General features: G+C 70.5%; 25 protein-coding genes and 1 riboswitch. Of the genes, 15 read left to right on the top strand and 10 right to left on the bottom strand.

Annotated elements, in window-relative coordinates; genetic code table 11:
• Position 1 precedes the first annotated feature (1 nt).
• Together AB0H82_RS04630 and bioB are read right to left on the bottom strand one after the other, a co-directional pair.
• Positions 2–1,291, bottom strand: a complete 1,290-nt coding sequence (locus tag AB0H82_RS04630) for an adenosylmethionine--8-amino-7-oxononanoate transaminase (RefSeq protein WP_362988736.1) — start codon at positions 1,289–1,291, stop codon at positions 2–4.
• Complete coding sequence (gene bioB / locus AB0H82_RS04635) at positions 1,284–2,486, bottom strand: biotin synthase BioB (RefSeq protein WP_362988738.1); 1,203 nt, start codon at positions 2,484–2,486, stop codon at positions 1,284–1,286. Before bioB ends, AB0H82_RS04630 begins: the two co-directional genes overlap by 8 nt.
• 120 nt (positions 2,487–2,606) lie before the next feature.
• On the opposite strand from bioB, the gene AB0H82_RS04640 reads away from it, so the two are divergent.
• Positions 2,607–3,836, top strand: a complete 1,230-nt coding sequence (locus AB0H82_RS04640; RefSeq protein WP_362988740.1) for an 8-amino-7-oxononanoate synthase — start codon at positions 2,607–2,609, stop codon at positions 3,834–3,836.
• Positions 3,837–3,868: 32 nt separating this feature from the next.
• On the opposite strand, the gene AB0H82_RS04645 is transcribed toward AB0H82_RS04640, so the two are convergent.
• Both AB0H82_RS04645 and AB0H82_RS04650 read right to left on the bottom strand, forming a co-directional pair.
• Positions 3,869–4,093, bottom strand: coding sequence for a DUF397 domain-containing protein (locus AB0H82_RS04645; protein ID WP_362988742.1), 225 nt, complete (start codon positions 4,091–4,093; stop codon positions 3,869–3,871).
• Positions 4,094–4,102: 9 nt separating this feature from the next.
• Positions 4,103–4,966, bottom strand: a complete 864-nt coding sequence (locus AB0H82_RS04650; RefSeq protein ID WP_362988744.1) for a helix-turn-helix transcriptional regulator — start codon at positions 4,964–4,966, stop codon at positions 4,103–4,105.
• 272 nt (positions 4,967–5,238) lie between these two features.
• Between AB0H82_RS04650 and AB0H82_RS04655 the strand changes: the two genes are divergently transcribed.
• A complete protein-coding gene (locus AB0H82_RS04655) occupies positions 5,239–5,691 on the top strand; it encodes an ATP-binding protein (protein WP_362988746.1) in 453 nt (150 codons plus the stop codon).
• A gap of 43 nt (positions 5,692–5,734) precedes the next feature.
• On the opposite strand, the gene AB0H82_RS04660 is transcribed toward AB0H82_RS04655, so the two are convergent.
• The 3 genes from AB0H82_RS04660 to AB0H82_RS04670 all read right to left on the bottom strand — a co-directional run bounded on the left by AB0H82_RS04660 (position 5,735) and on the right by AB0H82_RS04670 (position 7,710).
• Positions 5,735–6,208 (bottom strand): C40 family peptidase, encoded by a 474-nt coding sequence (locus AB0H82_RS04660; RefSeq protein WP_362988748.1) that lies wholly within the window; start codon positions 6,206–6,208, stop codon positions 5,735–5,737.
• A gap of 3 nt (positions 6,209–6,211) precedes the next feature.
• A riboswitch (cyclic di-AMP (ydaO/yuaA leader) is annotated at positions 6,212–6,388 on the bottom strand.
• A gap of 358 nt (positions 6,389–6,746) precedes the next feature.
• Positions 6,747–7,055 (bottom strand): hypothetical protein, encoded by a 309-nt coding sequence (locus AB0H82_RS04665; RefSeq protein WP_362988750.1) that lies wholly within the window; start codon positions 7,053–7,055, stop codon positions 6,747–6,749.
• Between the two features lie 7 nt (positions 7,056–7,062).
• Positions 7,063–7,710 carry an ATP-dependent Clp protease proteolytic subunit gene (locus AB0H82_RS04670; protein ID WP_362988751.1) on the bottom strand — a complete coding sequence of 216 codons (648 nt, stop codon included), beginning with the start codon at positions 7,708–7,710 and terminating at the stop codon, positions 7,063–7,065.
• Positions 7,711–7,893: 183 nt separating this feature from the next.
• On the opposite strand from AB0H82_RS04670, the gene AB0H82_RS04675 reads away from it, so the two are divergent.
• Positions 7,894–8,172 carry a type II toxin-antitoxin system Phd/YefM family antitoxin gene (locus tag AB0H82_RS04675; protein WP_362988753.1) on the top strand — a complete coding sequence of 93 codons (279 nt, stop codon included), beginning with the start codon at positions 7,894–7,896 and terminating at the stop codon, positions 8,170–8,172.
• Between the two features lie 10 nt (positions 8,173–8,182).
• On the opposite strand, the gene AB0H82_RS04680 is transcribed toward AB0H82_RS04675, so the two are convergent.
• Positions 8,183–8,584, bottom strand: a complete 402-nt coding sequence (locus AB0H82_RS04680) for a hypothetical protein (protein WP_362988756.1) — start codon at positions 8,582–8,584, stop codon at positions 8,183–8,185.
• 55 nt (positions 8,585–8,639) lie between these two features.
• On the opposite strand from AB0H82_RS04680, the gene AB0H82_RS04685 reads away from it, so the two are divergent.
• The 8 genes from AB0H82_RS04685 to AB0H82_RS04720 all read left to right on the top strand — a co-directional run bounded on the left by AB0H82_RS04685 (position 8,640) and on the right by AB0H82_RS04720 (position 14,915).
• Positions 8,640–9,290: a hypothetical protein gene (locus AB0H82_RS04685; RefSeq protein WP_362988758.1), complete on the top strand. Its 651-nt coding sequence runs from the start codon at positions 8,640–8,642 to the stop codon at positions 9,288–9,290.
• 219 nt (positions 9,291–9,509) lie between these two features.
• Positions 9,510–10,016 (top strand): GrpB family protein, encoded by a 507-nt coding sequence (locus AB0H82_RS04690; RefSeq protein ID WP_362988760.1) that lies wholly within the window; start codon positions 9,510–9,512, stop codon positions 10,014–10,016.
• Between the two features lie 222 nt (positions 10,017–10,238).
• Positions 10,239–10,541 carry an urease subunit gamma gene (locus AB0H82_RS04695; protein ID WP_362988762.1) on the top strand — a complete coding sequence of 101 codons (303 nt, stop codon included), beginning with the start codon at positions 10,239–10,241 and terminating at the stop codon, positions 10,539–10,541.
• A gap of 16 nt (positions 10,542–10,557) precedes the next feature.
• On the top strand, positions 10,558–10,902 hold the full coding sequence (locus tag AB0H82_RS04700) for an urease subunit beta (protein WP_362988764.1): 345 nt from the start codon (positions 10,558–10,560) through the stop codon (positions 10,900–10,902).
• Positions 10,895–12,616, top strand: a complete 1,722-nt coding sequence (locus tag AB0H82_RS04705; protein WP_362988766.1) for an urease subunit alpha — start codon at positions 10,895–10,897, stop codon at positions 12,614–12,616. Before AB0H82_RS04700 ends, AB0H82_RS04705 begins: the two co-directional genes overlap by 8 nt.
• A gap of 30 nt (positions 12,617–12,646) precedes the next feature.
• Entirely contained in the window at positions 12,647–13,321 is a 675-nt protein-coding gene (locus AB0H82_RS04710; protein WP_362988768.1) for an urease accessory UreF family protein, read from the top strand.
• 65 nt (positions 13,322–13,386) lie between these two features.
• Positions 13,387–14,070, top strand: coding sequence for an urease accessory protein UreG (gene ureG / locus AB0H82_RS04715; RefSeq protein ID WP_362988842.1), 684 nt, complete (start codon positions 13,387–13,389; stop codon positions 14,068–14,070).
• The gene (locus AB0H82_RS04720) at positions 14,028–14,915 is read left to right on the top strand and encodes an urease accessory protein UreD (protein WP_362988770.1); all 888 of its coding nucleotides are present in this window, start codon (positions 14,028–14,030) and stop codon (positions 14,913–14,915) included. Before ureG ends, AB0H82_RS04720 begins: the two co-directional genes overlap by 43 nt.
• 20 nt (positions 14,916–14,935) lie before the next feature.
• Here the strand turns inward: AB0H82_RS04720 and AB0H82_RS04725 are convergent, their stop codons facing one another.
• The gene (locus AB0H82_RS04725; RefSeq protein WP_362988772.1) at positions 14,936–16,699 is read right to left on the bottom strand and encodes a glycoside hydrolase family 18 protein; all 1,764 of its coding nucleotides are present in this window, start codon (positions 16,697–16,699) and stop codon (positions 14,936–14,938) included.
• Positions 16,700–16,881: 182 nt separating this feature from the next.
• The gene (locus tag AB0H82_RS04730; RefSeq protein WP_362988774.1) at positions 16,882–17,715 is read right to left on the bottom strand and encodes a PIG-L family deacetylase; all 834 of its coding nucleotides are present in this window, start codon (positions 17,713–17,715) and stop codon (positions 16,882–16,884) included.
• A gap of 280 nt (positions 17,716–17,995) precedes the next feature.
• Here AB0H82_RS04730 and AB0H82_RS04735 point away from each other — a divergent pair, with 280 nt between their 5' ends.
• The 4 genes from AB0H82_RS04735 to AB0H82_RS04750 are packed head-to-tail and all read left to right on the top strand — an operon-like array spanning position 17,996 to position 23,595.
• Positions 17,996–18,478, top strand: coding sequence for a cobalamin B12-binding domain-containing protein (locus AB0H82_RS04735; protein WP_362988776.1), 483 nt, complete (start codon positions 17,996–17,998; stop codon positions 18,476–18,478).
• The gene (locus AB0H82_RS04740) at positions 18,465–20,819 is read left to right on the top strand and encodes an amino acid--tRNA ligase-related protein (RefSeq protein ID WP_362988778.1); all 2,355 of its coding nucleotides are present in this window, start codon (positions 18,465–18,467) and stop codon (positions 20,817–20,819) included. The genes AB0H82_RS04735 and AB0H82_RS04740 overlap by 14 nt, the downstream gene beginning before the upstream one ends.
• On the top strand, positions 20,816–22,093 hold the full coding sequence (locus AB0H82_RS04745; RefSeq protein WP_362988780.1) for a glutamate synthase-related protein: 1,278 nt from the start codon (positions 20,816–20,818) through the stop codon (positions 22,091–22,093). Before AB0H82_RS04740 ends, AB0H82_RS04745 begins: the two co-directional genes overlap by 4 nt.
• Positions 22,072–23,595 carry a PqqD family protein gene (locus AB0H82_RS04750; protein ID WP_362988782.1) on the top strand — a complete coding sequence of 508 codons (1,524 nt, stop codon included), beginning with the start codon at positions 22,072–22,074 and terminating at the stop codon, positions 23,593–23,595. The genes AB0H82_RS04745 and AB0H82_RS04750 overlap by 22 nt, the downstream gene beginning before the upstream one ends.
• The last annotated feature ends 4 nt before the right edge of the window (positions 23,596–23,599 follow it).

A 23,599-nucleotide genomic window follows, 5' to 3' on the forward strand; every position in this document is an offset into this window, starting at 1 on the left:
GTCACCCCTCCTTCGCCGCCGCGCACACCGCGCGCGCGATCCGTGCCACGTCGTCGTCGCCCGTGACGAACGGCGGCATCGTGTAGATCAGGTCGCGGAACGGCCGCACCCACACACCCTCGCGCACCGCCGCACGGGTCGCCGCGGCCATGTCCACCGGGTGGTCCAGCTGTACGACACCGATCGCCCCGAGGACACGGACCTCCCGTACCGCGGGGAGAGCGGCGGCCTCGGCCAGGCCGTTCCGCAGGCCCGACTCGATGCGCTTGACCTCGGTCGCCCAGTCCTGCCCGAGCAGCAGGTCGATCGAGGCGCCGGCCACCGCGGCGGCCAGCGGATTGCCCATGAACGTCGGACCGTGCGCCAGGACCGGCACCTCGCCCCGCGAAATGCCGTCGGCGACCCGTGCCGTGCACAGCGTCGCCGCCATCGACAGATAGCCGCCGGTCAGCGCCTTGCCGACGCACATCACATCGGGGGAGACACCCGCGTGGTCGGCCGCGAACAGCGCGCCCGTACGACCGAAGCCCGTCGCGATCTCGTCGAACACCAGGAGCACGTCGTGGGCGTCGCACGCCTCCCGCAGGGCACGCAGGTAGCCGGGGGAGTGGAACCGCATCCCACCGGCCCCCTGCACCACGGGTTCGACGATCACCGCGGCGAGTTCGTGGGCGTGCCGCCCGACGAGCTCATGGAGGTGCTCGGCGTACGACTCCTCGTACGCGTCGAAACCACTCGGTGGCGCGTCCGCGAACACCTGCTGCGGCAGCACCCCCTGCCACAGCTCGTGCATGCCGCCCTTGGGGTCGCACACGGCCATCGGCTGCCAGGTGTCGCCGTGGTAGCCGCCGCGCCACGTCAGCATCCGCCGCTTCTCGGGGCGGCCGAGCGAGCGCCAGTGCTGCAGGCACATCTTCACCGCGACCTCGACCGCGACGGAACCCGAGTCGGAGAGGAAGACGTGCTCAAGACCGTCGGGGGTGATGTCGACGAGGCGCTTGGCGAGCGCGACGGCGGGCTCGTGCGTCAGGCCGCCGAACATGACGTGGCTCATGCGGTCCAGCTGGCCGCGCACCGCGTCGTTGAGCACCGGGTGGTTGTAGCCGTGGATCGCCGACCACCAGGACGACATGCCGTCGATCAGCTCGGTGCCGCCGTCCGCGAGACGCATCCGGACGCCGCTCGCGGACTCGACGACCAGGGGTTCCTGGCGGCCCGGCATCGGCCCGTAGGGGTGCCAGACGTGCTGTCGGTCGAGCGCGAGCAGGTCCGCCGTGGAGAGGTCAGGCATTGGGGGCCAGGTCCGTTCCCGCGCCCCGGCGGCGTACCGCCACCAGGTCCGTCCGCGCCTCACCGGACCCGGCCGCGGGTGCGGCCGACGGTTCCGCCGCGGGCTCGGCGGCCGGCTCGGAGCCCCCGCACGGCCCGCACCCGCCCCCGTCGTGCGAGCCGCAGCCCTCGGCCGCGGCGGCCGCCGCGTCGGCGCGGTGCCGCGGCAGCGTCACCTGGTCCGTGCCCTCGACCTCGAAACCGGCGTCCGCGATCATCTCCAGGTCGGCCTTGCCCGCCTGGCCCTCGCTGGTCAGGTAGTCGCCCAGGAAGATGGAGTTGGCGATGTTCAGGGCGAGCGGCTGCAGCGAGCGCAGATGGACCTCCCGGCCGCCCGCGATGCGCACCTCGATGTCCGGGCAGACGAAGCGGACCATCGCGAGGATGCGCAGACAGCGCTGCGGCGTGAGGTTCCACTCCTTCGCCAGCGGCGTGCCCTCGAAGGGGATCAGGAAGTTCACCGGCACCGAGTCCGGGTCGAGCTCGCGCAGCGAGAAGACGACGTCGACCAGGTCCTCGTCCTGCTCGCCCATGCCCGCGATCAGCCCCGAGCAGGCGGAGAGCCCCGCCGCGTGCGCCTTCTGCACGGTGTCGACGCGGTCCGCGTACGTGTGGGTCTTGGTGATGTCCGCGTACGTCGCCTCGGACGTGTTCAGGTTGTGGTTGTACGCGTCGGCGCCCGCACCCCGCAGCCGCTCCGCCTGGCCGTCCGAGAGCAGGCCGAGGCAGGCACACACCTCGACGCCCTCGTTCTGCTCCTTGACGGCCGCGATGGTCTGCGCGACCCGGTCGACGTCACGGTCCGTCGGGCCGCGGCCGCTGGCGACCAGACAGACCCGCTTGGCGCCGCCCGCGACCCCGGCCGCGGCGGCCTGCGAGGCCTCGTCGGGCTTCAGCCAGGTGTACTTCAGGATCTCGGCCTTGGAACCGAGGCGCTGCGAACAGTACGAGCAGTCCTCGGGGCACAGACCCGACTTGAGGTTGACCAGATAGTTGAGTTTCACCCGTCGCCCGAACCACTGCCGCCGCACCTTTCCGGCGGCGGCCACTACGTCCAGGAGTTCGTCGTCGGAGGTGGCCAGCACGGCCAGCGCCTCTTCACGGGTCGGCAGTTCGCGCCGAAGCCCCTTGTCCACCAGCGTGTTCAGCAGGTCCATGGCGCTGATCCTTACGCACGGCAGCCTGCCGGGCCAAGGAGAGTTCGCACAACAGAAACGGTTTGAGGTGTGGGTATTGCCACACCCTGGCCAGGTGGCACGACCACTAAGGTCTGTGCAATGTCTACAAACAGGCACCCCGTGACGGGCGCGTCCACCGCGCCGGGCAGAGCGTCGGACCACACCCTCGACGACGCCCACGACCGCGCACCGCGCACCGCGTTCGGCTGGCTCGACGAACAGGCGCGGCTGCGCGCGGACGCCGGGCTCGTCCGCACCCTGCGCCCGCGCCCCGCCGAGGCGGACGGCCTCCTCGATCTGGCGGGAAACGACTACCTGGGCCTGACCCGGCACCCCGAGGTCACCGAGGGCGCGGCCGCCGCGGCCCGGCGCTGGGGCGGCGGCGCCACCGGTTCCCGGCTCGTCACGGGGTCCACGGAGCTGCACGCCGAACTGGAGCGTGAGCTCGCCGATTTCTGCGGCGCCGAGGCGGCCCTCGTCTTCTCCTCCGGTTACGCGGCGAACCTCGCCGCCGTCACCGCGCTCGCCCCGCACGGCTCACTGATCGTCTCCGACGCGGGCAACCACGCGTCCCTGATCGACGGGTGCCGGCTCGCGCGCGGGACGACGCAGGTGGTGCCGCACGCCGACCCCGAGGCGGTCCGCAAGACGCTGGACGCGCACGGCGGCCCCGCCGTCCTGGTGTCCGACTCGGTGTTCTCGGTCGACGGCGATATGGCGCCGCTCGCGGAACTGGCCGCGGTCTGCCGGGAATTCGGTGCGGGGCTGATCGTCGACGACGCCCACGGTCTCGGTGTGCTCGGCGACGGCGGCCGGGGCGCCCCGTACGCGGCGGGGCTCGCGGGCGCGGGCGACACCGTGGTCACCCTCACCCTCTCGAAGTCCCTCGGCAGCCAGGGCGGCGCCGTACTCGGCCCCGCCGGGGTCATCGAGCACCTGGTGAACGCCGCCCGCACCTTCATCTTCGACACGGGGCTCGCGCCCGCCGCGGCCGGCGCCGCCCTCGCGGCCCTGCGCCTGCTGCGCCGCGAACCCGGCAGGGCGGCACGGGTCCGCGAGGTCGCGGCCAAGCTGCATCGCCGCCTCACGGCCGACGGTCTGTCGGCGGTGCGCCCCGACGCCGCCGTCGTCTCCGTACGCGCGCCGTCACCGGAGCAGGCCGTCCGGTGGGCCGCCGACTGCCGGGCGGAGGGTCTCGCCGTGGGCTGCTTCCGGCCGCCGTCGGTGCCGGACGGCATCTCACGGCTGCGGCTGACCGCCCGCGCCGATCTCACCGACGCACAGCTCGCCGGTGCGGTACGGGTGATCAGCCGCAACGCACCCCGATGAAGCGTGCCGGGCCCGCGCGGGGCCGGGGCCGCTTACCGGAGGCAGTTGATGAACGACTCCCAGGGGCCGGGGGAGAAGAGCAGGGCTGGCCCTGCGATGTTCTTGGAATCACGCACGGCACGCAGGCCGGTCAGCGGTTCCGAGTCGAGAGTGGCCGTCTCGACACAGTTGTTCATTCCGTTGCTGTAGCTGCTGCGCTGCCACCGCGCACCTTGAATTCTCGTGCTGGAAGGTACGTACCGAGGCATTGCGGTCATTGTGCCTCCTTACGCGCCGTCGCATAGCCCGGCGATGAAATCCGTTGAGTCCTCGGGTGAGAGCGCTTGTACCTGAAGGGAGTTGAAGGCCTCCGTGTACGCCTGGAGGTCTTCTTTCCGTTCGAGGTAGAGGCTACTCGTCAAATGGTCGAGAACAACCACATCCAGATCAGCAATGTCCGGAAATGAAAAAATAACGAAAGGACCGATCAGGCCCACATGCTCACCTGCGGCGAACGGCAACACCTGAAGCCGAACGTGAGGCATGTGAGACGCCTCCCTCAACCGGATCAACTGCCCCGCGAAGACACCCGCCCCGCCCACCGGCCGCCGCAGCACCGCCTCATCCATGACCACGCTCAACCGCAGCGGCGGATCCGAGCGCAGCACGTCCTGCCGGGCGAGGCGGACCTCCACCAACGCCTCGACCTGCTCCTCCGGCAGCTCGCCGAGCGCGGCCCGGGTCACCGCGCGTGCGTACTCGGAGGTCTGCAGCAGACCGGGGACCACGGAGGTCTCCAGCGTGCGCACCCAGCTCGCCTGCGACTCCAGGCTGATGAAATCGCGGTAGGTGGCGGGCAGCAGATCGCGATAGGCCTTCCACCAGTGATGACGTCCCGCGCCCGGGTCGTCGGCGCCGGCGAACGCGATGAGCAGCTCGCTGCGCTGCGGATCCTTGACCTGATATGCCTCCATCAGCAGCCGCACGTCGGCGGCCTTCACGCCACTGCGGCCCGTCTCGATCCGGCTCACCTTGGACTGGTGCCAGCCGACCTTGGCGGCGGCCTCGCTGCTGGTGAGTCCCGCGTGACCGCGCAGGGCACGCAGGGCGGCGCCGAGCTGACGACGGCGCACCGCCGGGCCGTACTGCATGCCCGTCTCCTTTCGGACGGAGCCGTCGGATCTCCCGGCGGCAGGGCAGGGCAGTAGGCGAGATTAGAGGAAGTACCGCTCTCCCGCCCAAATACGGTCTGCCGTAGCAGAGTTCACCGCTTCGAGCGACAGATATATGCACATCTCGGTGGATCGCCACCCGTGACCGGCCAAGGAGTGGCAGGCTGGCGCGAAGCACCAGTCCGGGACTGTCAGCGAGTCATCCGCCGCGAGCCGGAGACCGGTCCCGGTGGGAAAGGGACAACGTCGCCATGGCAGACCACCAGGAAGCCTCCGTCACCCTGCCGAGCGATCCTGTCTCGGTCCCCGCCGCCCGGAAATTCGTATCCCGCGCGCTCGCGGAATGGGGCCTGCCAGGTGACGCGGAGGTGGCCGACACGATCAGGCTGATCGTCTCTGAACTCGCCACCAACGCCGTGCAGCACACGCTCGGCCAGTCGCCCACCTTCACCGTGGACCTCGAACTGGACCGCGACGAACAGTTGCGCATCGGTGTCACCGACAGCCACCCCCGCTACCCCAAGCGGCTCCCCGCGGCCGTCCAGCAGGACAACGGCCGCGGCATGGTCATCATCCGCTGGCTGGCGGCCGAGTGCGGCGGCAGGCTCTCGGTCAGCCCCACCGACGAGGGCGGCAAGACCGTGTGGATCGCGCTGCCCTGGCAGGCACCTGTCCAGCGCGGCTCGCGTGACGACGCCCGCTGACGGGCTCGGCCGCCGTCCACGGACGCCGCGCTGGACGGTGCGGTCAGCGCACCCTGCCGTACCAGACGCTGTTGGACCAGATCTTCTCCAGGCGCACCACGGTCCCCCTCTTGGGGGCGTGCCAGATGCGGTTGTTACCCGCGTAGATCCCGACGTGGTAGACGTTCCGACCGGAGTGGAAGAACACCAGATCACCACGGGTCCGCTGGGACCTGGAGATGTGCTTGGTCTTGTTGTACTGCGCGGCGGCCGTGCGAGGCAGCTTCTTGCCCGTCTTCTTGAACGAGTAGAGCGTCAGCCCCGAGCAGTCGAACCGGTTGGGTCCCGCTGCCCCGTAGCCGTACGGGGAGCCCTTCTTGGACGCCGCGATCTTGAGCGCCTTCGTTCCGTGTGTCGCTGCCTCGGCCTCCGACGTGAGCCCGGGGGCCATGACGGTGCCGCCTACCACGGCGAGCGTGAGGGCCGATGCGGCCCCTGTCCTGCTGAGCAGCGACGGAACATGATTCAGCGCGGTCATGCGCAACCCTTCGTCAGCCGCCTGTGAAGGATGACCTGTCGGGTTCGGGCAGGCGAAGATGCCCGGCCGCGTCGTGCTCTGCGGCTTCACCCCAAGGGCGTCGTCCGGACTTCCCGGACGGGCCCGTCGTACCTGGGTCCTCCACTCCTGCCGTTGCACCGATGTCGACCGGTCATCCGGGTGGCGGCAGGACTCGGCGTCCGCCCGGACCGCCCCGCCGCTGTGGCGGGGGCTTGTCGTCGGAAGGGATCTTGACCCGAAACAGGTCCGAAAACCGAGTCGAAACGGTGTTTTGTGAGGCTCCTCACGACTGACCTGTTCAGGTGGACACTGCCGAATTCGACGTTCCGCCGCACTCTCTGACGACCGCTCGACCAGCAGCGGAATGCCCGATTCCGCCCATGCTGTACTCGCTGGACGCAACTTCGGACCGCGCGGATGACGACGCCCGGGTACGCCGTCCGGGGTAGCCCGACTGGTCCGTTTCGAAGTCGCCCCGGACGGTTCCGATGTCGGGAGCGTGGCGGCCGACGGGGCTTCAGGAGCCTTGCGGAGGCGGCACGGTGAGTCGCCCCGCCCGCCGCTCGCCGTCGAGGACGCGCAGCGCCCGGGCCAGCGTGGGCGCGTGCACCTCAGTCTCGCCCCGCTGGTGCATGAGGGCGAGCGCGTCCCGCAGCGCGGTCGCCCGGCCGACCAGGGCCTGGGCGGCGCGCAGGCCGCCGTAGGTGTGCTCGGCGCGCGCCGGATTGATGCGGCCGAGCAGGTCGACGACTTCGAGATACCGGTCGATCAACTCTGCCTCGGCGTGCGTGAGGGCGGGCAAAGGGGGCAGTTCGGGCGGCAGCACCGGCGGCTCACCTCGGGTCGCGCGCGGCGAGCGAGGCCTTGCGGCTCGGGATGATCCGGTCCACGAGCCCGTACTCCAGGGCCGCCGGGGCGTCGAAGATCTTGTCCCGCTCGATGTCCGCGGTGATCTGCTCCGGGCTCTGCCCGGTGTGCCGTGCGAGCAGCTCTTCCAACTGCCGCCTTGTGCGCAGGAGTTCATCGGCCTGGATCGCCAGGTCCGTGGCCTGGCCCTGGAGGGGTTCGGAGATGGCCGGCTGGTGGATCAGGACGCGTGCGCCGGGCAGCGCGAACCGCTTGCCGGGCGTGCCGGCGGCGAGCAGCACGGCGGCGCCGGACGCGGCCTGGCCCAGGCAGATCGTCTCCACGTCGCAGCTGACGAACCGCATCGTGTCGTAGATCGCGGTCATCGCGGTGAACGAGCCGCCGGGGGAGTTGATGTACAGCGAGATGTCGCGGTCCGGTGCCTGGTACTCCAGGTGCATGAACTGCGCCATCACGTCGTTCGCCGAGGTGGCGTCGACGGGGGTGCCGAGGAAGACGATCCGCTCTTCGAGCAGCTTGGAGTACGGGTCCATGGTCCGCGCCCCCGTACTGGTGCGTTCGGTGAACTCGGGCAGGACGTGGCGGGCAGACGGACGGGCGGACGGCTGATTCATGGCTCGCCTCTCTTCTTCCGGTCGCGGCGTGATGCGATCGGCTCTGTAAAAAATGTACAGGACGTACGTTACGTGAGGGCAGGGAAAGGGCCGGGACGGGGAGAGGGGAGTCGCGGGGCGGCTGGACCTCATGGAGGCCGCTCGTGCCCGCAACCCGTCGAGAGCGGCGTCTAAGCTGGACGCATGGCCTACGAGATTCCGGTGACGCAAGCCCGCGCAGAGCTCGCCGAGCTGATCAACCGCGTCGTCTACGGCGGCGAGCGCGTCGTCGTCACCCGGCACGGCAAGCCGCTCGTGGCGCTGGTCTCCGCCGCCGACCTGGAACGCCTCGAAGGGCTCGCGGAAGCCTCCGAGGAACGGACGGTCAGTACCGTCACCTCGATCGACTCCACGTCGTCCGCTGCGTCGGAGCGGCAGCGGTTCGGCATCGCGGCCGAACACCGGGGGCCGAACGCGACGTAGCGAGCGCGCGTCAGTCCGCCGATGCCGCCGACTGCCTTGAGGGGCCCGGTGCGGTGGCCTGGCGGCGCCGGGCGCGCACCGTCCCGAGCAGGGCCGCCGCGAGGCCGAAGGCGGCCCATGCGATCAGCGTCAGGGCCAGCACCCCCGCTACCGCCCGCCGGTTGCCAGTGAGCACGCCGAGCTGGCCGTGCACGAGCGCGGCCGCGACGGCGCCCGCGAGCGCGGCGGTGACGGGCAGCGCGTCCGCCGCGCAGGCCCAGCAGCGTGACGAGGAAGCCGACCACGACTCCCGCGATGACGAGCGGCAGCGCGCTGCGTCCGACGCTTGTTCTCCCGAGGTCAGGAGCCGTTCGGCTCCTCGCCGCCGCGGCGGCCGGACTGCCGCCCGCCGGGAAGGGCGCGGAGTGCCCAACGTGCTCGGGGAAACCAGGCGGGGCCCCTTCTACCCTGCTGCTAGATTCATTCCGGTGAGCGAGCAACTTCCCAGTGGTGGCATCGAGCTGTCGGCCGCCGAACTCGATGCGCTCGACGCAAGGTGGTCGGCCTGCTGGACCCCGGGTGAGGTTGCACAGCGCCTGGCCGGGGTCTCCGCGCCGTGGTGTGTCGCCGCTGGCTGGGCGCTGGATCTGTTCCGCGGTACGCAGACGCGCGAACACGGGGACATCGAGATCGCGGTCCCTGCCGCAGAGTTCCCCGAGGTGCGCAGCCGTTTTCCCGGATATGTCTTCGACGCGGTCAGCAGCGGCCGGATCTGGGAGAACGCCACACCGGATGTGCTGGCCTCCACACACCAGACCTGGCTGCGCGAGCCGGCCACCGGCGACTACCTGCTCGATGTGTTCCGTGAACCCCACGACGGCAGAATCTGGATCTGCCGACACGATGAGACGATCCGGCTTCCCTACAGCAAGATTGTCCACCGCACCTCGGACGGCATCCCTTACCTGGCGCCTGAACTGGTCCTGCTGTTCAAGGCCAAGCACGCACGGCCCAAGGATCAGGAAGACTTCAACGCGACTCTTCCGCACATGACTTCAGTTCAGCGCACGGCACTGGCCGATTTCCTCACCCGCGTCCACCCAGGACATCGCTGGCTCGGGGATCTGTCCTCCACTTGATGGCTGGTCTGCGATGACGCGTCGTCTCTCGTGCACAGTTTTGGGCCCGAGCAGCACCTCTCGGCATTGGCCGCGGCCTTCGCAGTCGAACAGTGGTCGGGGGGACCTCACGCCGCAGGACGACGACATCGAACAAGCCGCCTTCTATCTGACCGGGGCCGTCGCGCTGGGCAGCAGACAGCGCTCATCGCATGGAGCGATCACCGAGAGACTGCCGACATGACGGACAGGATCGTGGTCAGCGCCTACGAACCCCAATGGTCCGAGCGGTTCGAGGATCGGCGGCAGTGGCTGGCCCCTCACGTCGCGGATCTGGCTGTGTCCATCGAGCACATCGGCAGTACGGCCGTGCCCGGGTGTGCCGCCAAGCCGATCATCGACCTCGATATCGTGGTGCCCGAGGAAGCGGCCATGCTTGTGTTGATCTCTCGGCTCGCGGGGCAGGGCTACCAGCACGAAGGCGACCTGGGGATTCAGGGACGCGAGGCATTCCGGGCTCCACCTGCAGCTTTCGAACACCATCTGTACGGCGTGGTCGCGGGCACAAAGCCCCACCTTGATCACGTGCTACTCGGTCTCGGACACGGCGCCCTCCCCAGGCGGGCCGGAGAGGCCAGTGTTTCACCAGCCGAGGGAGGCCCGGCCCGCACCTACACGCAGAGTGCGTCCGGCAGCGCCTCGACGAGGTCCCCGTCGAGGCGCTGCAGAACGGCCTGCGAGCCCTGATGAGTATGGGGGAGCCCAGCTGACGGTCATGGGCCGGTCAACGACTGGTTAACCTCGTTGAAACTCCTCCCAACTACCCTCCCGTGCCACGCCACCAGCGGATTTTCTAACCGGGGTGCGCAAGATCGCGCGCCTTCGCTGTGTGTTACATCTATATCCGTCGCGGTGGCCGCGGCAGCCGGACCCCGCACGGTTCGGAGCGAGGACTGTGAGGTGGGACGCGTGCAACTGACCCCGCACGAGCAGGAGAGACTGCTCATCCATGTGGCCGCGGATGTGGCCGAGAAGCGAAGGGCGCGGGGACTGCGGCTCAACCACCCCGAGGCGATCGCCCTCATCACGTCCCACATCCTCGAAGGCGCCCGCGACGGCCGCACCGTCGCCGAGCTCATGTCCTCGGGGCGGCGGGTCCTCACCCGGGACGACGTCATGGACGGCATCCCGGAGATGATCCACGACGTCCAGGTCGAGGCCACCTTCCCGGACGGCACGAAGCTCGTCACCGTCCACGAGCCGATCGTCTGACGGGAGTCAGCCCCTCATGCATGCCGCGTCGCACGGCACCGCCCACGGCCCGGTCCCCGGAGAGATCCTCTTCGCCGACGAGCCCGTCCCCTTCAACGAGAACCGCGAGGTCACCCGCCTCACCGTCCTCAACGCCGCCGACCGTCCCGTCCAGGTCGGCTCCCACTACCACTTCGCCGAGGCCAACCCGGGTCTGGACTTCGACCGCGGCGCCGCGCACGGAAAGCGGCTCAACATCGCCGCGGGAACCGCCGTGCGCTTCGAGCCCGGAATCCCCGTCGACGTCGAACTCGTCCCGCTGGCCGGCAAGCGCGTCGTGCCCGGTCTGCGCGGCGAAACCGGAGGTGCCCTCGATGCCTGAGCTGTCCCGTGCCGCGTACGCGGATCTCTTCGGCCCCACGACCGGCGACCGTATCCGGCTCGCCGACACCGACCTTCTCATCGAGATCGAGGAGGACCGCTCGGGCGGGCCCGGGCGCTCCGGCGACGAGTCGGTCTTCGGCGGCGGCAAGGTCATCCGCGAGTCGATGGGCCAGTCCCGCACCACCCGAGCCGAAGGCGCCCCCGACACCGTCATCACCGGCGCGGTGATCATCGACCACTGGGGCATCGTCAAGGCCGACATAGGCATCCGCGACGGCCGCGTCACCGGCATCGGCAAGTCCGGCAACCCGGACACAATGGACGGCGTCCACCCCGACCTCGTCATCGGCCCCGAGACCGAGGTCATCGCGGGCAACGGCAAGATCCTCACCGCGGGCGGCATCGACACCCACATCCACTTCATCTCGCCGACCATCGTCGACGAGGCGCTCGCCTCCGGCGTCACCACGCTCTTCGGCGGCGGCACCGGGCCCGCCGAGGGAAGCAAGGCGACCACCATCACGCCCGGCGCCTGGCACCTGTCCCGGATGTTCGCGGCCCTGGAGTCCAGCCCGGTCAACATCGGCTTCCTCGGCAAGGGCAACACCGTCAACGCCGAGTCCATGCACGCCCAGCTCCGCGCCGGCGCCGTCAGCTTCAAGATCCACGAGGACTGGGGCGCCACGCCCGCCGCCATCGACGCCTGCCTGAACGTCTGCGAGGAGACCGGCGCCCAACTCGCCGTCCACACGGACACGCTGAACGAGGCGGGGTTCATCGACGCCACCTTCGACGCCGTCGCGGGCCGCACCCTGCACGCCTTCCACGTCGAAGGTGCGGGCGGCGGCCACGCCCCCGACATGATCACGGCGGTCTCGCTGCCCAACATGCTGCCGAGCTCCACCAACCCGACCCGGCCGCACACCGTCAACACCGTCGAGGAACACCTCGACATGCTGATGGTCTGCCACCACCTCAACCCGGCCGTCCCCGAGGACCTCGCCTTCGCCGAGTCCCGCATCCGGCCCACCACGATCGGCGCGGAGGACATCCTCCACGACCTCGGCGCCATCTCGATCATGTCCTCCGACTCCCAGGCCATGGGACGCATCGGCGAGGTCATCATGCGCACCTGGCAGACCGCGCACGTCATGAAGCGGCGCCGCGGCTTCCTGCCGGGGGACACCCGCGCCGACAACCACCGCGCACGTCGCTATGTCGCCAAGTACACGATCAACGCGGCCGTCGCCCAGGGCATCGACCACGAACTCGGCTCGGTCGAGCCCGGCAAACTCGCCGACCTGGTGCTGTGGGAACCGGCGTTCTTCGGCGTCAAGCCGCAGCTCGTCCTCAAGGGCGGACAGATCGCGTACGCGCAGATGGGCGACGCCAACGCCTCCATCCCCACCCCGCAGCCGGTCCTGCCGCGCCGCATGTACGGGGCGCACGGCAGGGCCCCGGCACTCAACTCGGTCAACTTCGTGACCCAGTCGGCGCTCCACGACGGCCTTCCGGAGCGCCTCGGCCTGGACAAGCCGTTCGCCGCGATCCGCTCCACCCGCGGCCGCAGCAAGGCCGACATGCGCGAGAACGACGCGCTGCCCCGGGTCGAGGTCGCCGCCGACAGCTTCGCCGTCACCATCGACGGCGAACTCGTCGAACCGTCACCCGCCGCCGAACTCCCGCTCGCACAGCGGTACTTCCTCTTCTGACGGCCCCGACGACACCAGGCGACCCCACCCATGTCCAGAGCAGCACTTCTCGTCCTGGCCGACGGCCGTTTCCCCGCCGGCGGGCACGCCCACTCCGGCGGCGCCGAGGCGGCCGTCAAGGCGGGCCGCATCACGGGCGCGCCGAGCCTGGAGGCCTTCTGCCGGGGTCGGCTGCACACCTCCGGGCTCGTGTCGGCCGCCCTCGCGGCGGCCGCAGCCCTCGGCGTCGACCCCGGCACCCTGGACGCGGCCGCGGACGCCCGCACGCCCTCGCCCGCCCTGCGCACCGCCGCGCGGCGCCTCGGCCGGCAGATGATGCGGGCCGCCCGCGCCACCTGGCCGCACCCCGAACTCGACGCGCTGGCCCGCCAGTTTCCCAAGGGCGCCCACCAGCCGGTCGTCCTCGGACTCACCGCCCGCGCCGCCGGACTCGGGCCCGAAGACGCGGCGTACTGCTCGGCGTACGAAGGGATCAGCGGACCGGCGACCGCCACCGTACGGCTGCTCAGCCTCGACCCCTTCGATGCCACGGCCGTCCTGGCCCGGCTCGCGCCCGACGTCGACCAGGTGGCACTCCAGGCCGCCGAGGCGGCGAGACGCGCCGTCCACGAGGGCGTCGACGCGCTGCCCGCGGCCTCCGCGCCGCTCCTGGAGATCGGCGCGGAGGCGCACGCGGCCTGGCCGGTACGCCTCTTCGCGTCGTAACGCCCCCAACCCATCACCCCTGCCCGCCCCTGGCGGCCCACCCACCGACCCATGGAGCTGTCATGCTGCACCTCGACCACTCCCACGACGGCCCCGCCGCCGTCTCCGCCGACGCCCACCGTCCCGACGGGCGCCGCCGCGCACTGCGCATCGGGCTCGGCGGCCCGGTCGGCTCCGGGAAGACGGCGACCGTCGCCGCGCTCTGCCGCGAACTGCGCGACGAGCTCTCCCTCGCCGTCGTCACCAACGACATCTACACCCGCGAGGACGCCGAGTTCCTGCTCCGCGAGGCCGTCCTGCCGCCCGAGCGCATCACCGCCGTGGAGACCGGCGCCTGCCCGCACACCGCGATCCGCGACGACATCTCCGCCAACCTGGAGGCCGTCGAGGACCTGGAGGACGAGGTCGGTCCGCTCGACCTGATCCTCGTCGAGTCCGGCGGCGACAACCTCACGGCCACCTTCTCCAAGGGCCTCGTCGACGCGCAGATCTTCGTCATCGACGTCGCGGGCGGCGACGACATCCCGCGCAAGGGCGGCCCCGGCGTCTCCACCGCCGACCTGCTCGTCGTCAACAAGACCGACCTGGCCCCGCACGTCGGCTCCGACCTCGCCCGGATGGCCGCCGACGCGAAGGCGCAGCGCGCCGAACTCCCCGTCGCCTTCCAGTCCTTGCGGTCGAGCGAGGGCGTCGGGCCGGTCGCCGCATGGGTGCGCGAGCAGTACGCGACGTGGACCGCGTCGGCGTGACGGTGGAACTGGCCCCACGGGGCGCCACGGCCCCTCGGGACGCCACGGAAGAGAGCCGGCCGCGGCCGGCTGCCACCGGCGTCGAGGGGGGCGGTGCGGGAATCCGCGCCACCGCCCGCGTCGAGGCGCGGGCCGACGGCCGCGGCGGCACGTCGCTCCCCGTCCTCGACGGCGAGGGCCCGCTCGCGCTGCGCCGCACCCGCTCCAGCGGCCCCGCGGCGCGCGTCACGCTCGTCGGCGCGATGAGCGGCCCCCTGGGCGGCGACCACCTCACCGTCGAGGCCACCGCCCAGCAGGGCTCGGCGCTGCACATCGGTTCGGCGGCGGCCACCCTCGCGCTCCCGGGCCAGACCCGGGCGACGGCACGCTACGACGTCCGCCTCGCCGTCGCCGACGGCGCCGAACTGCACTGGCTGCCCGAGCAGTTGATCTCCGTGCGCGACAGTGACCTGCGCGTCACCACGCGGGCCGAGCTGGCCGCCGACGCCCGCCTGGTGCTGCGCGAGGAGCAGGTCCTCGGCCGCACGGGCGAAGCGCCCGGCCGCCTGACGAGCCGCCTCACCGTGCGCCGCGCGGGACAGCTCCTCCTCGACCAGGAGCTGTCCTGCGGCCCCGGCGCGCCCGGCGGCTGGGACGGCCCGGCGGTCCTGGCCGGCCACCGTGCGCTCGGGCAACTCATCGTCGTACGACCGGAGTTCGCGCACCAGAAGCCGTCCGCGGGCCCGCTGGGGGAGTGGGCCGCCATCACGCCGCTCGCGGGCCCCGGGGTCCTGGTCACCGCTGCCGCGCCGGACGCGCTCCTGGTGCGCGGGGTCATGGACGAGGCCGTCCGCCGCCTGGGGTGACCCCGTTCGCCACCCTTTCCCTAGGGGAGGCTGTGCACCTTCGGGCCGACGGCGTTCGACCACGCGTTGCCCGCGGTCGCGTCCCAGTTCGTGGACCACGTCATGGCGCCGCGCAGCGCCGGGTACGTCCTGGACGGCTTGAAGGAGCCGCAGCCGGTGCCGCGGGTCAGGCAGTCCAGGGCGTTGTTCACGACCGACGGGGCCACGTAGCCGCTGCCCGCGCCACGCGTCGAGGCGGGGACGCCGATGCCGACCTGCGACGGGTCGAGGCCGCCCTCCAGCTGGATGCAGGCGAGCGCGGTCAGGAAGTCCACGCTGCCCTGGCTGTAGACCTTGCCGTCACAGCCCAGCATCGAACCGCTGTTGTAGTACTGCATGTTGACGACCGTGAGGATGTCCTTCACGTTCAGTGCCGTCTGGAAGTAGCCGCCGGAGGTGGACTGCATGTCGATGGTCTGCGGCGCCATGGTGAGCACCATCTTCGGGCCCGCCTTCGCCGCGAGCTGGCGCAGTGCCTTCGTCATGTAGGTGGGGTTGAGGCCGTTCTCCAGGTCGATGTCGACGCCGTTGAACCCGTACTCCTGCATCAGCGCGTAGGCACTGTTGGCGAACGCCGTCGCGGAGGCGTCGCTGTTGACGGAGATGGTGCCCTTCTCGCCGCCGACCGAGAGGATGACGGACTTGCCCGCGGCCTTCTTCGCGGCGATGTCCGCCTTGAAGTCGGCGGTGGAGGCATAGCCGACGGCCGGGGCCAGGTTGAAGGTGATCTGGCCGGGGGTCGGAGTGGCGTCGGCGAAGGAGACGGCGATGATGTCGTACTGCGAGGACACGTCCCGCAGCTTCTGCACGGTCGCGCCGTTGTCGAAGTTCTGCCAGTAGCCGGTCAGCGCGTGCCTGGGCACGGTGCTGTCGCCGCCGCCGTCGCCCTTGGCGGTCCGTGCGGACACCGCCGTCGACTTCGCGGACTCACCCGCCGCGTTCGACGCGCTCACCTGGAAGCTGTAGGCGGTGTCCGGGGTGAGGCCGGTGACGGTCGTGGAGGCGCCGCCGGTGGAGGCGACCTTCGTGCCGTCGCGGTAGACGGTGTAGCCGGTGGCCTTGGAGACCGGGGTCCAGGACAGGTCCACCGACGTGGGCGTCGTCGTGCCCGCCGCGAGGCCGCTCGGCACGGCCGGTATCTCGACCGGGTCGGTGCCGCCGCCCCCGTCGGGTCCAAAGACGCTCACGTCGTCCACGTAGTACGCGCTCTGCCCGTACCAGCCGTGCGTGTACACGGTGACCGACGTGGTGTTCGCGCCGGTGGTGAAGCTGGTGGAGAGCTGCTGCCAGGACGAGGTGCCCGGCGTCCAGGTCGACACGTCGGTGGTGCCGGTGCCGCGGGCACCGAGGTAGGCGTAGCTGCCCTGCACCCAACTGGTGAGCTTGTACGTCGAGTTGGGCTTCACCGCGACGATCTGTGAGCACTCGGCGGTGCCCTGGCCCGACGGGGTGGCCTTGAGCGCCTTCGTGCCGCCGTGCACGGGGGAGGTGACGGCGGTGCCGCTGTTGGCGGCGCAGGTCCAGTTGCTCAGGTCCGATTCGAACCCGGCGTTCTTGACGACGTTGACGTCCGCTTTGACGTCCACTGACGGTGCGTTCACCGATGATGCGTCCGACGGCTGTGCGGGAGCCGATTGAGCGGGTGCGGCGAGCCCGGTGACGGCGAGCGCGGCGGCCGCACCGACGGCGATCGCCGCACCGAGTCTCCGTCGAACACCGGCTCTGCCCTGACGTACACGGTCCACGGGGTGCCTCCAGGGAGGGGTGGGGGAGGAAGTGATCGACGGTGGCCACCGCTGCTGTGCGCATCGTTGGTCCAGACCAATCGAGTTGTCAAGACCCCGGGCAGCCGAAACCTGCCGGGCCGGCGGGCGCGGCAGGTTTCGGCTGATCCCCGTTCGATTCCTCCCCCGTTTCCTCCCCGGTGTCAGCGCAGTCCGGCGAAGAGGTCGTTCTCGGGCACGGCCGCGCCGGTGGCGTCCTTGACGCGTACGAAGGTCTCCATGCCCATCAACTCGCCGAACCTCTCCTTGCCCATCCTGAGGAAGAAGATGTTCTCGCCCTGACTGGCGTGCGCGGCCAGCGCGTCGAACTTCTGGCCGCTGAACGCGGTGGTGTCCACCCACGTGGTGATCTCGTCGTCGGGAAGGCCGATCTCGGCCAGCGCGGCGGCCTCGGCGGGATCCGGCTCCGGCATGTCCTCACCGAACTCGCGCATGATCTCGCCGAACCGCTGCATTCCCGAGCGGGGCATCGTCGTCCAGTACACCTTCGGCGTCAGCGGAACCATCTCCAGCGCCGCCATCGTGATGCGGTGGGCCTGGATGTGGTCGGGGTGCCCGTAGAAGCCGTTCTCGTCGTAGGTGACGACCACATCGGGCCGGTAGTGCCGCATGAGTTCCGCGAGGCGGGCGGCGCCTTCCTCCACGGGGGTCTGCCAGAAGGACCCGGGAGCGTCGTTGCTCGGCCAGCCCATCATCCCGGAGTCGGCATAGTCCAGCATCTCCAGATCGCTGATCTTCAGGACATCGCAGCTCGCCTTGAGTTCGTGACGGCGCATCAGGGCGACGGCCGCCGGATCGTGCCCGGGGTCACCCGGCTTCACACCCCCCGGCCCGTCACCGCAACCGCCGTCGGTACACGTCACGAGAACCGTGCGCACACCGTCCGCCGCGTACCGCGCGAGAACCCCTCCGGTTCCGGTGGCCTCGTCGTCGGGGTGGGCGTGTACTGCCATGAGCGTCAAAGGCCGGTCAGCCATGAGTAGGTCCTCCTGCAGAAGTAAGTCTTGATCGAATCGCGTGTCGGGCATGCCGCGAACCCCCGTGCCGTGCGGGCCCCTGACCGGTGCAACAGCGCCGACCGGACAGGCTGTTCCCGGGTACGAGGCCGAAGCGGCGGCACCCCGTTCGGCCTAACGTGGCACGCGGCCGACGAGGAGCGGGCCTAGCGTCGAAAGTCGCCGTCCGCTCCCTCGTCGTCGGCCACGGAACGCTGTCGGCGCACTGGGGCCGGGACCAGGAACAGAGGCTGGAGTACGGATGAACGCCCCTGAATGGATATCGGCGCCCGCGGTGCGCAGGCAGCCCGGTGAGGAACTCACCGTGTGCGTGACCGGGCTCTCCTCCGACGCTCACACCTGGAATCTCGTGTATGTCCAGCTTCTCGTCGAGGACTTGGGGCACCGGGTGCACAACCTGGGCCCCTGCGTCCCCGACAGCGAGATCATCGAGAGGTGCCGCACGACGCGTCCGGACCTGCTGGTGATCAGCACGGTGAACGGGCACGGCTTCCATTCCGCCCCGGCCCTCGTCGCCGCCCTCCGAAGTGACCGGACGCTGCGGGACCTGCCCGTGGTGATCGGCGGCAAGCTGGGCGTCTCCGAGGATGGGGCGGAGGACCGGACCCGGGCGCTCTTGGCCGCCGGTTGCTCGGCTGTATTCGCCGAGGGCGAGGCGGGGCTGGCCTCTTTCGTGTCCTTCCTCGGGAACCTCCCGGCGCGGAGCCGGCGTGCCGCGGCCTGACGCCTCGGCTCGCCCGGCTGCGTTCGGCCGGTACATCGCCGAGGCACAGGCCGACGGCGTCCTTGTCGTACAGCCGCGGATGGGGTTCGCCGACCCGGCGGCGATGCGGGCCGGGTTGCTGGCCGTCAGGGACGTGCCCACCCGATCCGTCGGCACCATCACCGTGGACAGCTACACCCGCGTGGGCGACGAGGCCGCGGTGCTCGGGGCGCTTCGCTCCGGCGTTCCGCTCAATGGATACCCCATCACCTCCTACAGCTCACTGACGACGCAGGAGATGCTGGCCGCCGTACGCGATCCCGGTTTCCCGGTGCAGGTACGTCACGGCTCCGCCCGGCCGCAACGGATCTTCGCGGCACTGGCCCTGGCGGGGATCGACTCCACGGAAGGCGGCCCGGTCTCGTACTGCCTTCCCTACGGACGGACGCCGCTGGCCGACTCCGTCCGAAGCTGGCGGGAGAGCTGTGAGTTCTTCGCCCGCCGGCGCGGGCCTGAGCTGGAGCCCCATCTGGAGACGTTCGGCGGCTGCGTGCTCGGACAGCTGTGCCCGCCGGGGCTGCTCGTGGCGCTGAGTGTCCTGGAGGCCCTGTTCTTCCGGCAGCACGGCATCCGCAGCATCTCCCTCAGCTATGCCCAGCAGACCCATGCCGGGCAGGACGAACAGGCGGTGCGGGCCTTGCGAAAACTGGCCTCCGAGCTGCTGGACGGCTGCGAGTGGCACGTCGTTCTCTACACGTACATGGGGCTCTTCCCACAGACACGGCACGGAGCCACCCGGCTGCTGCGGGGCTCGGCGGAACTGGCGGTCCGCTCCGGCGCCGCGCGACTGGTCGTCAAGACAGAGGCGGAAGCGCATCGCCTTCCGACCGTCGCCGAGAACGTGCGCGCCTTGCTCACCGCGGCTGACGCCGCCCGTACGGCGTGTGCCCCGCGACCCGAGCCGGTCCACGACGACACCGATTCGCCCGTCTACCAAGAGGCGCGGATGCTCGTCACGACGGTGCTCGGCCTGGCCGACGACATCGGAGAGGCGCTCCTGAAAGCCTTCGCCAAGGGGCTGCTGGACTTCCCGTTCTGCCTGCACGCCGACAACGCCGGCCGCTCCAGAAGCTATATCGACCCGCAAGGCCGTCTGATGTGGTCCGAGGTCGGCGCCATGCCCATCGCCCCCGCCCACGCCGGTCCTGCGCCCCGGCTGACCGCGACCGGCCTGTACGACGCGCTGGCCCATGTGCAAAGGCGGTACGACCACGAGCCGTCCGTCCGGACCCCGGCGCCCTCACCCGCTGAGCGGTACCCGAACGACACCCAGGAGAAGAAGATGACCGTCGTGCAACCGGCCCGCCCGGGCCCCCGGCCGGAAGACGCCGACGCGGTACGGCTCGACCGGCACCTCACCTCGCCCGTCACCCAGGCTGTGCTGCGTGTGCAGAACCGGATGCTGTCCGCGGCCCGCGCGTTCCTGTCGCAGCACGGCTTCATCGAGCTGCTGCCGCCGCTCATCGGGCCGGTGACCGACCCCGGCATCCGTGGCTCCAAGCAGGTGGACGTCGACTTCTACGGCCACAAGTACAAGTTGATGACCAGCGCGATCCTGTACAAGCAGGCATCACTGCTCGCGTTCGACAGAGTTTTCTACATCGCTCCGAACGTACGCCTGGAACCCCTGGAGACCACCGTCACCCACAGGCATCTCGCCGAGTTCCATCAGATCGACGTCGAGATCCGCGACGCGGGCCGCGACGACGCGATGCGGGTCGCGCAGCAGCTGGTCGCGTACGTGGTCGGTGAGGTCGTCCGGGACATGCCCGCTGACCTGGCGGCCCTCGGCCGTGATCCGGACCGCTTCCAGAAGGTGATCGAGGGACGCTTCGGCCGCATCACCCATCGCGAGGCCACGGACGAACTCATCGCCCTGGGCCACTCCCAGGACCCCGCAGCCGAAATCGACTGGCGCGGCGAGGAGATCCTTTCGGCCAGGGCCGACAGCGCCTGCTTCATCGTCGACTACCCCAAGGGCTCCCGAGGCTTCTACGACCGGGAGCACCCGGACCGCCCAGGACTTCTGGACAACTTCGACCTGATCGCACCGGAGGGCTTCGGCGAGCTGGCCAGCGGCGGCCGACGTGAGTCCGACTACGCCACACTCATCACCCGGATGCGCGAGACCGGCGAGAACCCCTCCAAGTACGGCTGGTACCTCGACATCGCCCGCGCGGGCCTCCCGCCCAGCGCCGGATTCGGCATAGGGCTGGAACGCTTCACCCGGTACGTGACCGGCGTCGACGCCGTGTGGCAGGCGGCCGCCTACCCCAGGCTGCCCGGCGTGGTCTCGGCATGACCACCACAGCCCGCCCCTCCGCCGCCCCCGGAGTCGTCAGCGCGGACGGATTTCCCGCGGGCCCGGTGCGGGAGCGCGCCAGGCTGGGCGTCGCAGCGGTGTTCCCGGACGCGCGCGAGTACGGGACCTCCCTGTACGGCGCGCCCGGCGCCGAGGCTGGTCCGCACCCGCCCGACCTGCTGGACCGCGCACGGATCGTCCCACCCGTCTTCATGCCCGACCGGCTGGCCGCACTGGTGGAGCTGGGCCGGGAACCTCTCTACGACGACGTCCGCCTCCGCGTCCCCATGGGCGGCTTCACCTCGGCGCTGCCGCTGTACGTATCCGCCTTCGGGTCCACGCGGATAGCCAGCGGGACGCTCGGTGAGGCGGTCGCCAGACAGGCCGGACGCCTCGGCATCCCCCTGGTGGTCGGCGAGAACGTCGCGCCGGTCAACGGCTACCGGAGCACCGCGGGCGACGAGGTTTCCTCTCTGCTGTCCCGCATCCACGCCTACGCCGAGGCGGCCGGCGAAGGTCAGACGGGCGGCGTGGCCGTGCAGCAGAGCACCGAGGACGCCGACGCCGAAGTGTGGAACCAGGTGTACAGCGACCCGGCGTGCGGGGCGCTGTTGGACGGTGGCCGGCTGGCCTTCGAACTGAAGGTGGGGCAGGGGGCGAAGCCCGGGCTCGGCGGCATGACGGTGCTCGGAGAGGAAGCAGCCGACCGGGTCGCGGACCTGTACGCCACGGACGCGGTGCTCTCCCGCGGCAGCGTGCTGCGGAGCAGCGCTCCCGGCACGTTCACCGAGGAGATCCTCAGGCAGCAGATCAGACAGATGCGCAACAACTTTCCCCGGGCCAGGGTGTGGGTCAAGCTGCACCCGGGCCGGGACGTGGACCTCGCGGCCCGTACGGCCTGGGAGGCCGGAGCGGACGCCGTCACCGTGGACGGGGCGGAAGGCGGCACGGGTTGGGCACCCACATGCTTCCTGTCGCAGGTGGGTCTGCCGCTCGGCGAGTGTCTCCACAGGATCGGTCCCACCCCGCACTGCCTGCTCGCTTCGGGCCGCATGTGGGAGGGGACCAGGGTGCTGAAAGCCCTGGCACTCGGTGCTCGCGGGGCGGGCCTCGGGCGCGCCGCCATCATCGCCGCGGCGGAGGACGCGGACACGGGGCTGGTCCGGCTGGTGGAGAGCATCGCCCTGGAGCTGCGGCTGCTGCTCAGTGCCCTCGGCCGGTACGGAGTGGAATCGCTCTGCGGAGAAGACCTGTGGATATCGCCGCAGGCCTAGCGGCAGACGCGAATCGAAAGGAGAAAGCGGTGACGTCCTTCCTTTCTGCTCAGCGCCGGCAAGCGCTGGATTCCCTTCTCTCCTTCCTCGTTCCCGATGACCGGGCTGCCGTCGCCAGATCTGCCGGGCGGTTGCGGAAGGCATTGGCCGAACGGGAGGCGGAAGGCCCCGCGTGCGTCCTGGTCGGGTATGGCGGAGGGAAGGACAGCACCTACACCCTCTCTTTCGTACGGGCGATGCAACTCCTGCTCGCCGACCAGTGCGGACAGGTCTTCACGCTGCGGGCGGTCACCAACCGGCATGCGGGTATGCCGGGCGCGGTGATGGAGAACATCGACCGTGCGTACCGGGCCCTGGGCATGCTCACGGATCCGGACTGCGAACTGCTGCTCGTCGACGGCACCGCGGTGTCGCCCTTCCGGGCCGATGCTCCGCTGCCGCCCGATGTGGCCGCCCGCAACCGCCTCGACATCCTGATGACCGGGCACCGCACCGGCGCCGACGGGCGTCCCACGTTCTGCAACGCCTGCAACCTGAGCGTGGCCAACTCCTTCGGTGTCGCGGCCGCTCATGGGCGGGGAGCCGACGTCATCGTCACCGGTGACTCCGCCCAGGAGCAGCGCGCGTACACGGCATGGATCGTCCAGCTCGCCCGTCAGGTGCCACGCAGGAAACCCGCACCGCGAGGGTCGGGATTCCCCCGGGTGCTGGGTGCGTTGGACGATGTGGCCCATGCCTACTTCAGCGACATCCACGACGCCGACGACGCGGCGCACACGGTCTGTTCGGATGTGCCACCGGCGCTGCGGTTCTTCTCCATCTACGAGGACACCGACTACGAAGCGGGCAGCCACTGGGACCTGCTCACCCGCCATCTCGGATTCGTCTTCGACGAGCTGGCGTTCAACTTCACCGAGTCCGATTGCGCCAATCCCGCCTTGATGGCACACCTGCGGGGGCTGAAATGCCAGTACGTGTACGGGCGAAGCTACCAGGAGGGCCTGGAGGAATACCTCGTATTCGCCCTGGCTCTGATGCGGCGCAAGGAATTCCCGCAGGCCCTGATCGACACGATGATGAAGAGGTATGCGGCCGCGGACGCACACGACACCCTGCGGGCCCGGGTCAACGCCTTCGCCCGCAGCGCCTACGGGCTGGACGAAGAACAGCTGATCTGCATGGTCCACTCTCCCTTCACCGCTCGCGCCCACGACCTGCGCCCGTACCTGGAGCGGCGTGCAGAGGACCTGGTCCCCCACGAGAAGGCCATCCACGAACTGCTGCGCGTGCCGCCGGAGGAGCCGAACAGGAACAGCTCCCTGGCAGCCAGGCTGGAAGAAATCAGCGGCCTGCACCTGCACCAGTTGCGTGCCCTGTACGGCAGTGAGATGCGTCCTCCCCTGGTGCAGAGCATCCTGCGAGGCGACCCGCACAAGGGGTCGATCCAGACGCGGCACGCACCGCAGGGACCGCAGATCACAGAGGTCATCTCGGGACGGTGAGCCG

Source organism: Streptomyces sp. NPDC050732, assembly GCF_040654255.1.
Classification (GTDB): domain Bacteria; phylum Actinomycetota; class Actinomycetes; order Streptomycetales; family Streptomycetaceae; genus Streptomyces.